Here is a 12,403-nt window from a genome sequence, read left to right as displayed (position 1 = left end):
GATGGCGGCCACAAGCCCGGCTTTCCCTTGGCGCGTCAGGCCGGCAGCGCGTGCGCGGCGTCGAGCGCGCGCTGCACGCCCGCGTCGGCCAGCACGTCGTCGAGCGTCTTGCGCACGCGTTCGAACAGCAGGTCGAACTCGCCCGCGGTGAAACTCAGTGCCGGCGCGAAGCCGAGCACGCCGTCGCCGAACGCGCGAAACACCACGCCGTTCGCGTACGCGGCGGCCGCGATCTTGTCCGGCACGTTCAGCGCCGCGTCGAAGCGCGTCTTGCGGGCCTTGTCGGTCACCAGTTCGAGTGCGCCGAGCAGGCCGACCGAGCGTGCGTCGCCGACGAGCGGATGCGCGCGCAGCGCGTCGAGCCCCGCGGCGAAGCGCGGCGCCATCGCCTGGCCGTTCGCGAGCAGCCCGCCTTCGTGATAGAGCTTCAGCACCTCGAGGCCGATCGCCGCGCTGACCGGATGCGCGGAATACGTATGGCCGTGGCCGACCACGGGCGAATCGGCGCGCTCGCCCGCGATCCCTTCGTAGATTTCGTCGGACATCAGCACCGCGCCCATCGGCGCATAGCCGGCGGTCAGACCCTTCGCGACGGTCATCAGGTCCGGGTCGACCTGTTCGGCCTCGCAGGCGAACAGCGGGCCCGTGCGGCCGAAGCCGGTGATCACCTCGTCGGCGACGAACAGGATGCCGAGGCGCCGGCACGCGTCGCGCATCGCCTTGAGCCAGCCGGCCGGCGGCACGATCACGCCACCGGAACCCTGCACCGGTTCGCAGAAGAATGCGGCGACGTTGTCCGCGCCGAGTTCGGCGACCTTCGCTTCGAGCGCGGCGACCGACGCGGCGATCAGCGCCTGCGGATCGTCGCCGAGCGGATGGCGGTACGGGTACGGCGACGGAACATGGTGCTGGTCCGCGCGCGGCAGGTCGAAGTGACGGTGGAACGCCGGCAGCGCGGTGAGGCCGGCGCCGATCGACGACGAGCCGTGATAGCCGCGTTCCAGCGCGATCATCTGCTTTTTCGACGGGCGGCCGGTCGCGTTGAAATAATGCGTGATGAAACGCACCGCCGAGTCGATCGCGTCCGAGCCGCCGAGCGTGAAGTACACGCGGTTCAGCGACGGCGGCGCGAGCGCCGCGAGCCGTTCGGCGAGCTCGATCGCCGGCTGCGAGCCGAAATGGAAATAACCGGTCGCGTAGGGCAGCTTCGCCATCTGGTCGGCGGCGGCTTTCACGATGCTGTCGCGGCCGTAGCCGACGTTCACGCACCACAGGCCCGAGAACGCGTCGAGCAGCGTGTGGCCCGCGGCGTCGCGCAGGAACACGCCGTCCGCGGATTCCAGCACGGTGACGCCGCGCGCCTCGTGCGCACGGTAGTTGACGACGGGATGGATCAGGTGTTGACGATCGGCTTCGATCAGCGCGGCTTGGTTCATGGGAAGGCGGGACTCTCGTCAGGTGTCAGCGGTGAGTTCATGCTACCGGGCGAGAAATCCGCATGCGTCTTCAATTTGCGGCCCGAAACGTATGCGCGCGGCGTTTGGGCGGGGCGCTTCGGCATTTTCTGCTGCGCGCCCGACGGGCCGGGCGTGCACGTCAGTAGCCGCGCGCGCGATCGACGACGCCGATCATCGGCTGGCCCGCGCGATGGCGGGCGAGGTTCGCGAGCACGGCGTCGACCGCGGTGTCGGGCCGCGTCGCGCTGGCGATGTGCGGCGTGATGCGAATGCGCGGATGCGTCCAGAACGGATGGCCGGCCGGCAGCGGTTCGGGATCCGTCACGTCGAGGATCGCGCTGTCGAGGCGGCCGCTCGCGAGCGCCGCGAGCAGCGCCGCCGAATCCAGTTGCGGCCCGCGCCCGACCTGCACGAGCGACGCGCCGGCCGGCAGCGCGTCGAACACGCGCGCGCCGAGCAGCCCGCGCGTGCCGTCGGTGAGCGGCAGCAGGCAGATCAGGATGTCGGTGCGGGCGAGGAACGCGTCGAGCGCCGCATCGCCTGCATGACAGTCGACGCCGTCGAGCGTGCGCAGCGTGCGGCTCCAGCCGGCGCACGGGAAACCGAAGCGCCGCAGCGTGTCGAGCACCGCCTGGCCGAGCATGCCGAGCCCGAGCACGCCGACGCGCCGCGACGCGGCCGCGCGCACCGGATGCTCGCGCCACACCTGGTCGCGCTGCTGGGCCGCGTAGTCGAACAGGTCGCGATGGATCGTCAGCACGGCCTGCGTCACGTATTCGACCATCCCTTCGACGATGCCCGGTTCGATCATCCGCACGACGGGGATGTGCGCAGGCACGCGCGACAGGTCGAACTGGTCGATGCCGGCGCCGACCGAGAACACGACTTCGAGATTCGGCAGCAGCGCGACCGGATCGTCCGGCGGCTGCCATGCGGCGAGATAGCGGACGGCTTCGGCGTCGCCGAGGTCCGGCCAGATCCGGAACGGCAGATCCGGCGCCTGTTGCGCGAAGCGCGCCGCCCACTGCGCGCCGCGCACCGGGTCGGCCTTGTAGAGAAAGCTCATCGTGCGCTCCGTTCAGCCGAGCGCCTGGTTCACGATCGCGAACGCGCGCAGCGCGGGGTCGCGTTCGGGCGTCGCGCCGCGCGCCATCGCGACGACGGTGTCGACGCGCGGCAGCCCGAGCCCCTGCAGCCAGTCGGACAGCCCGCTGTCGCCCGGTACGTCGAGCCGCACGAACATGCCTTCGTGCAGCGCGAGCCAGTGGCTGATCAGCGCTTGCGCGCGCAGCGCATCCGGCGCGATCACCGGGCCGATCACGTGGCCGCGGCCGAACCGGCGGAACAGCGCGAAGCCGAGCAGTTCGCCGTCGCGATCGAGCGCGATCCCGTTCGCGACGTCGAGCAGCGCGTCGATCACCGCGCCGCGTTCGTAGCCGGCCGCGCGCGACGCGAGCGCGGCGAGGCGCGGCCCGTCGTTGGTGCCGAGCGGGCGCAGGCGCTCGCCGGGCGGCAGCGAGATCAGCGGAGGCTGGAACGCCGCGCCCTGGTGTTGGTCGATCGTGCCGATCGCCTCGAAGCCGAATTTCGCGTACAGCGGCTCGCCCGCCGGCGTCGCATGCAGAAAAATGGTCCGCGTGCCGAGGCTGTCGACCACGCGGGTCATCAGCTCGCGCCCGATGCCGCAGCCCTGGCGTTCGGGCGACACGATGACCATGCCGAGCGACGCGTGCGATTCGCCGAAGCGCCAGCCGAGCGCGGTACCGACGACGCCGGTTTCGTCTTCGGCGACGAAGCCGCCGCCGAGCTGGAACGCGAAGCGCCAGTCGTCGAGCCGGTGCGGCCACTTGACCGCCTCCGACAGGCGATGGGCGGCGGGCAGGTCGGCTTCGGCGAACGGGCGATAGATGAGCGTGCGGGAAGGATTGAGGTCGGACACGCCGGACTCCGGATGGGTGGGAACGATCCGTTCACTCTGCCAGCGCGGTGGCGGCACGGATAGGACGATTCGCCTGTTTTCCGGCGGCGGCGGGCGCGCCCGCGAGATCGATGCAAACCGGCGCGATCGGCGCGAACGAACGCGTGGATCGTGCCGGCGCGGCACGTCGATCCGGTCACGCGTGCTGTGGAATGCCACTACGATGAATGCACGCCGCCGCTGCCGCCGAAGCGCCGCACCGGCGGCGAGCCCGCTGCGGTAGCGCGGCGCCCATCGGCCGGCCGCGCCGCGCCGTGCCCGATCGCGCCGCAGATCGTGCTGCATGTGGCGGGCAACACGCGGCGATTCTGCGTTTTGAGCGGCGCCGAACGATGCGCGAACGACTTTTTGCCCTGATTCAATTTCGTTGAACCCAGCCATCCCCGGCCCTGCCGGGGCTTCACACCGACAGGACGTCACCATGATCCAGTTTGAACCGAAGTACATCACCTTCGACTGCTACGGCACGCTGACCCATTTCCGGATGGCCGAGACGGCGCGGGAAATCTATGCGGACCGGCTGTCGCCGGCCGCGATGGAAGCATTCGTGCGCGCGTTCGCCGCCTATCGGCTCGACGAGGTGCTCGGCGCGTGGAAGCCGTACCGCGACGTCGTGGTCAACGCGGTCCGTCGCACCTGTGCGCGGCTCGGCGTGAAGTTCGACGAAGCCGAGGCCGAGCTTTTCTATCATGCGGTGCCGACCTGGGGGCCGCACCCGGACGTGCCGGCCGGGCTGTCGCGGCTGGCATCGAAGTACAAGCTGGTGATCCTGTCGAACGCGATGGACGACCAGATCATGAGCAACGTCGACAAGCTCGGCGCGCCGTTCCACGCCGTGTTCACCGCGCAGCAGGCGCAATCGTACAAGCCGCGGATGCAGGGCTTCGAATACATGTTCGACAAGCTCGGCTGCAAGCCGGAGGACGTGCTGCACGTGTCGTCGAGCCTGCGCTACGACCTGATGACGGCCGAGGATCTCGGCATCAAGCACAAGGCGTTCGTGAACCGCGGCCACGAGCCGGGCACGCCGTTCTACAACTATTACGAAGTGTCGGACATCGGCCAGCTCGCGACGCAGCTCGGGTTGTAAGCGACGCGTTTCCCCGGTGCGGTGTCGCGCACACCATGTCGCCGCCCGTCGCGATCCCGGGGAAATTCCGCGCAGGCGGCAGGCTGCCGGCGTCGCCACGTCGCGCCAGCCTGCGCGCATTCGCGCCGCGCGTTCGGGATGAGCGCGTCGATGCCGGCGAACAATCCTCTGAACTTTCACGCGCGTCGGCATGCGGCCGGCACGCGCCGGCAGTCCCCGGCGCATGCAGCAAATCATGCTGCGCAGGCTACCCAAAACGGTCGATTCGTATCGTGAGGGTGCCTCGAATCGGGACAACCGCCATTTTGGCGATGCTTAAATGAATTGCATGTGAACGACGTCGTACCCGCCACCAGCAAGCGGGCGCGGCGAGATTGAACAACCACGCTGGACCCTTGGACCCACTTCCCACAGTCAGGAGCAGTTCGGATGAGCGACGATATCGACAATGACGGCAAGGGCGGCTTCACGCGCCGCGACATGATGAAGGTCATGGCGGCGGGCGGCATGATGGCCGCCGGTGCCGGCGGACTGCTGATGACCCCCGACGCGGCATTCGCCGCGCCCGCGCCGAAGCGCGGCGGCAAGATCCGGGTCGCGAACGAATCCGGCTCGACGGCCGACACGCTCGACCCGGCCAAGGGCTCGACCGGCGCGGACTACACGCGCTTCTTCATGTTCTACAGCGGCCTCACGCAGCTCGATGCGAGCCTGACGCCGCAGATGAACCTCGCCGAGTCGCTGCAGACGACCGATGCGAAGACCTGGATCATCAAGCTGCGCAAGGGCGTGACGTTCCACGACGGCAAGCCGGTCGGCCCGGCCGACGTGGTGTATTCGCTGATGCGCCACAAGAACCCGGCCACCGCGTCGAAGGTCAAGCCGCTCGCCGAGCAGTTCGCCGACGCGAAGGCGACCGGCCCCGACGAAGTCACGCTGACGCTCGCGAGCGCGAACGCCGATCTGCCGGTGATCCTCGCGACGCCGCAGCTCGTGATCGTCAAGGACGGCACGACCGACTTCTCGACCGGCATCGGTTGCGGCCCGTACAAGCTGAAATCGTTCAAGCCGGGCGTATCGACCGTCGGCGTGCGCAACGACAGCTACTTCAAGCCGGGCCGGCCGTATCTCGACGAGATCGAGCTGATCGGCATCAGCGACAGCGCCGCGCGGCTGAACGCGCTGCTGTCGGGCGACGTGCACCTGATCAACGCGATCGATCCGCGTTCGACGCAGCGGGTCTCGTCGACGCCGGGCTACGCGTTGAAGGAAACCAAGTCGGGCCTCTATACCGACCTGATCGCGCGCACCGACAACCCGATCGTCGCGAATCCCGATTTCGTCGAAGGGATGAAGTACCTGTTCGATCGCGAGCAGATCCGCTCGGCGGTGTTCCGCGGCTACTCGGTGATCGGCAACGATCAACCGATTCCGCCGGGCCATCGCTACTTCAACGCATCGCTGCCGCAGCGGCCGCACGATCCGGACAAGGCGAAATTCCTGCTCCAGAAGGCGGGGGCGCTCGGCGCCACGCTGCCGCCGATCTATGCGACCTCCGACGCGAACGGGTCGATCGAAATGGCCGTGCTGCTGCAGCAGGCCGGCCAGAAGATCGGGCTGAACCTGCAGGTCAACCGCGCGTCGCCCGACGGCTACTGGTCGAATCACTGGATGAAGCACCCACTCACGTTCGGCAACATCAACCCGCGCTCGAGCGCCGACGTGCTGTTCACGCAGTTCTTCAAGTCGGATGCGCCGTGGAACGAGTCGGGCTGGAAGAACGCGAAGTTCGATCAGTTGCTCCTCGCCGCGCGCTCGGAAACCGACGACGCGAAGCGCAAGCAGATGTACGGCGACATGCAGGCGATCGTGTCGCAGCAGGGCCGGGTCGGCATTCCGGCGTTCATCAGCTTCCTCGACGGATACGACAAGCGGCTCGCTGGCCTCGGTTCGATTCCGACCGGCGGGATGATGGGCTTCATGTTCGCCGAGAACGTGTGGTGGAACGCATGACGTTGTCGCTGGCCGCCGTCGCGCGGCCGGTGCGGATCACCGCGCCGGCCACGCGCGGTTTTTTCGGGAGTGACGCTCCATGAACCGAATTCTCATCGGGCTGATCGGCCGGCGCATCGCGGTCACCGCGCTGACGCTGCTGATCGTGTCCGCGATCATCTTCACGATCACGAACCTGCTGCCGGGCGACGCCGCGCAGGCCGCGCTCGGCCAGTCGGCGACGCCGGAGACGGTCGCCGCGCTGCGCCAGCAGTTCGGTCTCGACATGCCGGCGCACGTGCGTTACGTGCACTGGCTCGCCGGGCTGTTGCACGGCGATTTCGGCCGGTCGCTGTCCGGCGACATGCCGGTGTCGGAGCTGATCGGCGGGCGCCTGCCGAAGTCGCTCGCGCTCGCGGCGATCACGACCGCCGTGTCGGTGCCGATCGCGCTGCTGCTCGGGATCCTCGCGGCGGTCAGGCGCGAATCGGCGATCGACCGCGTGATCAGCCTCGGCACGCTGTCGCTCGTCGCGACGCCGGAATTCCTGATCGCGACGGTCGCCGTGCTCGTGTTCGCGGTGAAGCTGCGCTGGCTGTCCGCGCTGTCGTACGGCGGCCCGATCGACAGCCTGCACGATTTCCTGCGTGCGTACGCGATGCCGGTGCTGACGCTGTGCGCGGTCGTGATCGCGCAGATGGCGCGCATGACGCGCGCCGCGGTGATCGAGCAGTTGAGCGCGTCGTACGTCGAGATGGCCGTGCTCAAGGGCGCGAGCCCCGCGCGCGTCGTGCTGCGCCACGCGTTGCCGAACGCGATCGGCCCGATCGCCAACGCGATCGCGTTGAGCCTGTCGTATCTGCTCGGCGGCGTGATCGTCGTCGAGACGATCTTCAACTATCCGGGCCTCGCGAGCCTGATGGTCGACGCCGTCAGCAATCGCGATTTCCCGTTGGTCCAGGCGTGCACGCTGATCTTCTGCGTCGCTTACCTGACGCTCGTGCTGTTCGCCGACCTGTGCTCGATCGTGTCGAACCCGCGACTGCGGACCTGAGCGCCCCCGTCCACCTTCCGAGATGCCGCCCATGCACCCGACCGACCCCGTTCATCGCAGCAGCGCGCTGCCGCCGTCAGGCGAGCCGCGCTCGCCGTGGGGAGGCGCGACGCCGCCCGCCGCGCCGTCCCCCGACCAGCCGCGCAAGCGCCGCGGCGCACGCATCGGACTGACCGCCGGCGGCCGCGTCGGCCTGTCGATGGCCGGCCTGATGCTGTTCGTCGCGGTGTTCGCGCCGCTGCTCGCGCCGCACGACGTCGGCGCGATCGTCACGCCGGACGTGTTCGCGCCGTTCAGCGCGAAGCTGCCGTTCGGCTCCGACTTCCTCGGCCGCGACATGCTGAGCCGGATCCTGTACGGCACGCGGCTGACCGTGCTGCTCGCGCTGGCCGCGGTGCTGCTCGCCGCGGTGACCGGCACGACGCTCGGGCTGCTCGCGACCGTGTCGGGCCGCGCGGTCGACGAGACGATGAGCCGGCTGCTCGACGCGCTCACGTCGATTCCGTCGAAGATGTTCGCGCTGATGTTCGTCGCCGCGTTCGGCTCGTCGCTGCCGCTGCTGGTCCTCACCGCCGCGGTCAGCTACATGCCCGGCTCGTACCGGATCGCGCGTGCGCTGGCCATCAACATCAGCACGCTCGAGTTCGTGCAGGTGGCCAGGGCGCGCGGCGAAAGCGCGCTGTACATCGCGTGCGTCGAGATGCTGCCGAACATGATCCATCCGATGCTGGCGGACACCGGGCTGCGCTTCACGTTCGTCGTGCTGCTGCTGAGCGGCCTGAGCTTTCTCGGGCTCGGCGTGCAGCCGCCGTATGCGGACCTCGGCTCGCTCGTGCGCGAGAACATCGCGAGCCTCGGCGACGGCTCGGCCGTCGCGATCATGCCCGCGGTCGCGATCGCGATCCTGACGGTGGGCGTCAACCTGATGATCGACGGTCTGCCGCATCGCGGCCGCCGCAAGGGCGCGGCCGGCGCCGCCGGAGGACACTGATGCGACACGAATCGAATCCGCTCGTCGAGGTGCGCGGGCTGCGCGTGGTCGGCGGCCGGCCGGGCGGCGAGGAAACGACGATCGTCCACGGCGTCGACTTCGAGATCGGGCGCGGCGAGGTGCTCGCGCTGATCGGCGAATCGGGTTCCGGCAAGACGACGATCGCGCTGTCGCTGATGGGCCATGCGCGCGCCGGATGCCGGATCGCCGGCGGCTCGGTGAAGGTCGACGGCACCGACGTGTGCAAGCTGTCGGCGCAAGCGCTGACCGCGCTGCGCGGCCGTAAGGTCGCGTATATCGCGCAGAGCGCGGCTGCCGCGTTCAACCCGTCGCGCACGATTCTCGACCAGGTGATCGAGAGCGCGCTGATCCACAAGACGATGACGAAGCGCGACGCGCAGGCGAAGGCGATCGAGCTGTTTCGCGCGCTCGCGCTGCCGGAGCCGGAGACGATCGGCAAGCGCTATCCGCACCAGGTATCGGGCGGGCAGCTGCAGCGGCTGATGGCCGCGATGGCGCTGATCACCGATCCGGAGCTGGTGATCCTCGACGAGCCGACCACCGCGCTCGACGTGACCACGCAGATCGACGTGCTGCAGGCGTTCAAGCGCGTGATCCGGCGCTACGGGATGAGCGCGGTGTACGTGTCGCACGACCTGGCCGTGGTCGCGCAGATGGCCGACCGGATCGTCGTGCTGAGCGACGGCGTGATCCGCGAGGCGGGCGACACCGAACAGATCCTGCATGCGCCGACGCACCCGTACACGCAGAGCCTGATCGCGGCGGTCACGCCGAACGAGGCCGAACGCGGCGCGCCGGCGCGCGCACCCGAGCCGGTCGCGCCGGCGCCGCTGCTCGACATGCGCGGCGCGATCGCCGGCTACGGCGGCCGCACCGCGAACGGCTGGCCCGCGAAGGTGATCCTGCATGAAGTCGACCTGCGCATCGGGCGTGGGCAGACGGTCGGCGTGATCGGCGAATCGGGTTCCGGCAAGACGACGCTCGCGAAGGTGATCGCGGGCCTCGTGCCGGCGACCGGCGGCGAAATCCTGCTCGACGGCGTGCCGCTCGCGCGCGATATCGGCAAGCGCACCAAGGAGCAGCATCGGCGCGTGCAGATCGTGTTCCAGAACGCCGATACCGCGCTCAACCCGGTGCATACCGTCGAGCGCACGCTCGCACGGCCGCTCGCGTTCTACCACGGGATCAAGGGCGCGCGGGCACGCCAGCGCGTCGCGGAATTGCTCGAGCTCGTGCGGCTGCCGCCGGCGGTGGCCGCGCGGCGTACCGGCGAGCTGTCGGGCGGACAGAAGCAGCGCGTGAATCTCGCGCGTGCGCTCGCGGCCGAGCCCGACCTGATCCTGTGCGACGAGGTCACGTCGGCGCTTGACACGGTGGTGGGCGCCGCGATCATCGAGCTGTTGCGCGACCTGCAGGCGAAGCTCGGCGTGTCGTACGTGTTCATCACGCACGACATCGCGAAGGTGCGCGCGATCAGCGACGACATCGTCGTGCTGTATGCGGGCCGCCGCGTGGAGACGGGCAGCCGCGACGCGCTGTGCGCACCGCCTTATCACCCGTATTCGCACTTGCTTGTGTCGTCCGCGCCGGAGTTGCGCGCGGGCTGGCTCGACGATGCGGCCGAGCGTTGTCACCGGCCGCTGGTGCCGATCGGCGAGCGCGAGAACGAGGCCGAGCTGTGTCCGTTCCTGGCGCGCTGCGCGATGCGCGTGGACGGCGTGTGCAACCGGACGGCCCCGTCGCTGCGCACGCTCGGCAACGGCGCGCAGGTGCTGTGCCATCGCAGCGAGGAAGATCTCGCGCGCTTCCAGGCGGAGCCGGTTTCCGCCGGCGTCACGCCGGTGCAGCTGTAGTGCGCACCGCGCGAACCGTTCATCGCGCGGTGCGGTGGACGGCCCGCCGCATAGTGTGCCGCGGCGGTCGCGCAAAACGGCGATTTGTGCGCGTGCCGCGCGCGAATACGCGGCAACTGCGGTTTTTGCCAGTGGTTAAATGATTCGCATTGAATGGTTGCCGATCGTCGTTGCCGGCATGCACAAAGGATCCGATGAAACTGGAATCGTACTGGCTGGATACTCGCCCCGCGTTTCGCGCCGGTAGCGTCGGCCCCGTCGAAGGGCGCGCCGACGTGGTCGTGATCGGCGGCGGCTTCACCGGCTTGTCGGCGGCGCTCGCGCTCGCGCAGCGCGGCGTCTCGGTGGTCGTGCTCGAAGCCGCGCAGGTCGCGAGCGAAGCGTCCGGCCGCAACGGCGGCCAGTGCAACACGGGCGTCGCGCAGGACTACGCGTCGCTCGCCGCGCGCATCGGCGCCGCGCAGGCGAAGCAGTTTTATCTCGCGTACGAAAGCGCGGTGAAGAGCGTCGAGGCGATCGTGACCGAACAGGCGATCGACTGCGATTTCCGGCGCGCCGGCAAGCTGAAGCTCGCCGCGAAGCCGCAACATTTCGCGGGGCTCGAAAAAACCTTCGACGCGTTGCGGCGCGACGTCGATCCGGACATCGAACTGATCGAGCCGTCGCGGATCCGCGATGAAATCGCATCCGACGGTTTTTACGGCGGGCTCCTGCAGCGCAACGGCGCGCAGATGCACATGGGCAAGTTCGGCGTCGGGCTCGCGCAAGCGGCCGTGCGTGCCGGCGCACGCGTTTACGAGCACGCGGCCGTCACGCAGCTCGACCGGCTCGACGGCGAGCGCCACCGGGTCACGTGCACCCGCGGCACGCTCGTCGCCGATCGCGTGCTGGTCGCGACCGGCGCGTCGCAGCACGGGCCGTTCGCGTGGTTCCGGCGACGCATCGCGCCGGTCGGCAGCTTCATCGTCGTGACCGAGCCGCTGCCCGACGCGCAGTTGAACCGGCTGTTTCCGCATCGCCGCGCGTACGTGACGTCGCGCCAGATCGGCAACTACTTCCGCGTGACGCCCGACAACCGGCTGCTGTTCGGCGGCCGCGCGCGTTTCGCGATGTCGAGCCCGCGCTCCGACGCGAAGAGCGGTGACGTCCTGCGCGCCGGCATGGCCGGTTACTTCCCGGAACTGGCCGGCGTGCGGCTCGACTACTGCTGGGGCGGCCTCGTCGACATCACCGCCGACCGGCTGCCGCGCGCGGGCCAGCACGACGGGCTCTATTACTCGATGGGCTACAGCGGCCACGGCGTGCAGATGTCGGTGCACATGGGCCGCGTGATGGCCGACGTGCTGTATGGCGCGGCCGCGTCGAACCCGTGGCGCGAGCTCGAATGGCCGGCGATACCGGGCCATTTCGGGCACGCGTGGTTCCTGCCGCTCGTCGGCGCGTATTACCGGATGCAGGATTTCCTGCATTGAAGCGAGCGCCGGGAGAATTCGACATGACAGTGCAATTCGTTGGCTCGCCGCGTGTCGCGCGGCCCGTCTCGCCGGCGATCGGCGACGTGCTGCGCACGATCGACGCGTCGTTCGCGCAACCGCTGAACCTCGATACGCTCGCGGCGGTCGCCGGGTTGAGCGTGTCGCGTTTCACCGCGCGCTTTCGCAGCGAAACCGGGCTGTCGCCGCACCGGTATCTGTGTCTCGTGCGGGTACGGCGGGCGCAGGACCTGTTGCGCGCCGGTCTTGCGCCGTCGGTCGTCGCGACCGACGTCGGCTTCTTCGATCAGAGCCATCTGTGCCGGCATTTCCGGCGCGTGCTCGGGATCACGCCGCGCGACTACGTGGTCGCCCGCACGGGCGGCGCGCCGGTGCGAGCGCCGTCGACGCGCGTGCGCAGCGAACGCCGCGATGCGTCGTATCACGCGGCGTAAGCACGGGCATGGACATGGACGACGTGCCCCGCTGAGGAGG

At 69.4% G+C, this 12,403-nt stretch carries 11 protein-coding genes; 8 read left to right on the top strand and 3 right to left on the bottom strand.

Going from position 1 to position 12,403, the window contains the following annotated elements:
• Positions 1-35: 35 nt before the first annotated feature.
• The 3 genes from WT53_RS30980 to WT53_RS30970 form a co-directional block, all read right to left on the bottom strand.
• On the bottom strand, positions 36-1,436 hold the full coding sequence (locus tag WT53_RS30980) for an aspartate aminotransferase family protein (protein ID WP_060262650.1): 1,401 nt from the start codon (positions 1,434-1,436) through the stop codon (positions 36-38).
• Between the two features lie 160 nt (positions 1,437-1,596).
• Positions 1,597-2,523: a glyoxylate/hydroxypyruvate reductase A gene (locus tag WT53_RS30975; protein ID WP_060262648.1), complete on the bottom strand. Its 927-nt coding sequence runs from the start codon at positions 2,521-2,523 to the stop codon at positions 1,597-1,599.
• Positions 2,524-2,535: 12 nt separating this feature from the next.
• Positions 2,536-3,396, bottom strand: a complete 861-nt coding sequence (locus WT53_RS30970; protein ID WP_060262646.1) for a GNAT family N-acetyltransferase — start codon at positions 3,394-3,396, stop codon at positions 2,536-2,538.
• Positions 3,397-3,546: 150 nt separating this feature from the next.
• Between WT53_RS30970 and WT53_RS33730 the strand changes: the two genes are divergently transcribed.
• The 8 genes from WT53_RS33730 (at position 3,547) to WT53_RS30930 (ending at position 12,363) form a co-directional block, all read left to right on the top strand.
• Positions 3,547-3,792 (top strand): hypothetical protein, encoded by a 246-nt coding sequence (locus tag WT53_RS33730; RefSeq protein WP_156444603.1) that lies wholly within the window; start codon positions 3,547-3,549, stop codon positions 3,790-3,792.
• 64 nt (positions 3,793-3,856) lie between these two features.
• Positions 3,857-4,525: a haloacid dehalogenase type II gene (locus WT53_RS30960; RefSeq protein ID WP_034209116.1), complete on the top strand. Its 669-nt coding sequence runs from the start codon at positions 3,857-3,859 to the stop codon at positions 4,523-4,525.
• Between the two features lie 429 nt (positions 4,526-4,954).
• Positions 4,955-6,538 (top strand): ABC transporter substrate-binding protein, encoded by a 1,584-nt coding sequence (locus tag WT53_RS30955; RefSeq protein WP_060262644.1) that lies wholly within the window; start codon positions 4,955-4,957, stop codon positions 6,536-6,538.
• Positions 6,539-6,617: 79 nt separating this feature from the next.
• Positions 6,618-7,571, top strand: coding sequence for an ABC transporter permease (locus WT53_RS30950; protein WP_034209118.1), 954 nt, complete (start codon positions 6,618-6,620; stop codon positions 7,569-7,571).
• A 31-nt stretch (positions 7,572-7,602) separates the two neighbouring features.
• Positions 7,603-8,562 (top strand): ABC transporter permease, encoded by a 960-nt coding sequence (locus WT53_RS30945; RefSeq protein WP_060262641.1) that lies wholly within the window; start codon positions 7,603-7,605, stop codon positions 8,560-8,562.
• Positions 8,562-10,436 (top strand): ABC transporter ATP-binding protein, encoded by a 1,875-nt coding sequence (locus tag WT53_RS30940; protein ID WP_034209120.1) that lies wholly within the window; start codon positions 8,562-8,564, stop codon positions 10,434-10,436. The genes WT53_RS30945 and WT53_RS30940 overlap by 1 nt, the downstream gene beginning before the upstream one ends.
• Positions 10,437-10,630: 194 nt before the next feature.
• On the top strand, positions 10,631-11,908 hold the full coding sequence (locus tag WT53_RS30935; RefSeq protein ID WP_034209121.1) for an FAD-binding oxidoreductase: 1,278 nt from the start codon (positions 10,631-10,633) through the stop codon (positions 11,906-11,908).
• Positions 11,909-11,931: 23 nt separating this feature from the next.
• A complete protein-coding gene (locus WT53_RS30930; protein ID WP_034209122.1) occupies positions 11,932-12,363 on the top strand; it encodes a helix-turn-helix domain-containing protein in 432 nt (143 codons plus the stop codon).
• The last annotated feature ends 40 nt before the right edge of the window (positions 12,364-12,403 follow it).

Source organism: Burkholderia sp. MSMB2157WGS (assembly GCF_001532755.1).
Taxonomy (GTDB): Bacteria; Pseudomonadota; Gammaproteobacteria; order Burkholderiales; family Burkholderiaceae; genus Burkholderia.
The sequence above is the reverse complement of the archived record's forward strand: the minus strand, read 5'-3'. Positions and strand labels throughout refer to the sequence as shown.

Excerpts from the sequence above, each read along its gene's own strand:
- WT53_RS30980 (WP_060262650.1), bottom strand. The coding sequence starts at position 1,436 with ATGAACCAAGCCGCGCTGATCGAAGCCGATCGTCAACACCTGATCCAT.
- WT53_RS30975 (WP_060262648.1), bottom strand. The coding sequence starts at position 2,523 with ATGAGCTTTCTCTACAAGGCCGACCCGGTGCGCGGCGCGCAGTGGGCG.
- WT53_RS30960 (WP_034209116.1), top strand. The coding sequence starts at position 3,857 with ATGATCCAGTTTGAACCGAAGTACATCACCTTCGACTGCTACGGCACG.
- WT53_RS30955 (WP_060262644.1), top strand. The coding sequence starts at position 4,955 with ATGAGCGACGATATCGACAATGACGGCAAGGGCGGCTTCACGCGCCGC.
- WT53_RS30950 (WP_034209118.1), top strand. The coding sequence starts at position 6,618 with ATGAACCGAATTCTCATCGGGCTGATCGGCCGGCGCATCGCGGTCACC.
- WT53_RS30945 (WP_060262641.1), top strand. The coding sequence starts at position 7,603 with ATGCACCCGACCGACCCCGTTCATCGCAGCAGCGCGCTGCCGCCGTCA.
- WT53_RS30940 (WP_034209120.1), top strand. The coding sequence starts at position 8,562 with ATGCGACACGAATCGAATCCGCTCGTCGAGGTGCGCGGGCTGCGCGTG.
- WT53_RS30935 (WP_034209121.1), top strand. The coding sequence starts at position 10,631 with ATGAAACTGGAATCGTACTGGCTGGATACTCGCCCCGCGTTTCGCGCC.
- WT53_RS30930 (WP_034209122.1), top strand. The coding sequence starts at position 11,932 with ATGACAGTGCAATTCGTTGGCTCGCCGCGTGTCGCGCGGCCCGTCTCG.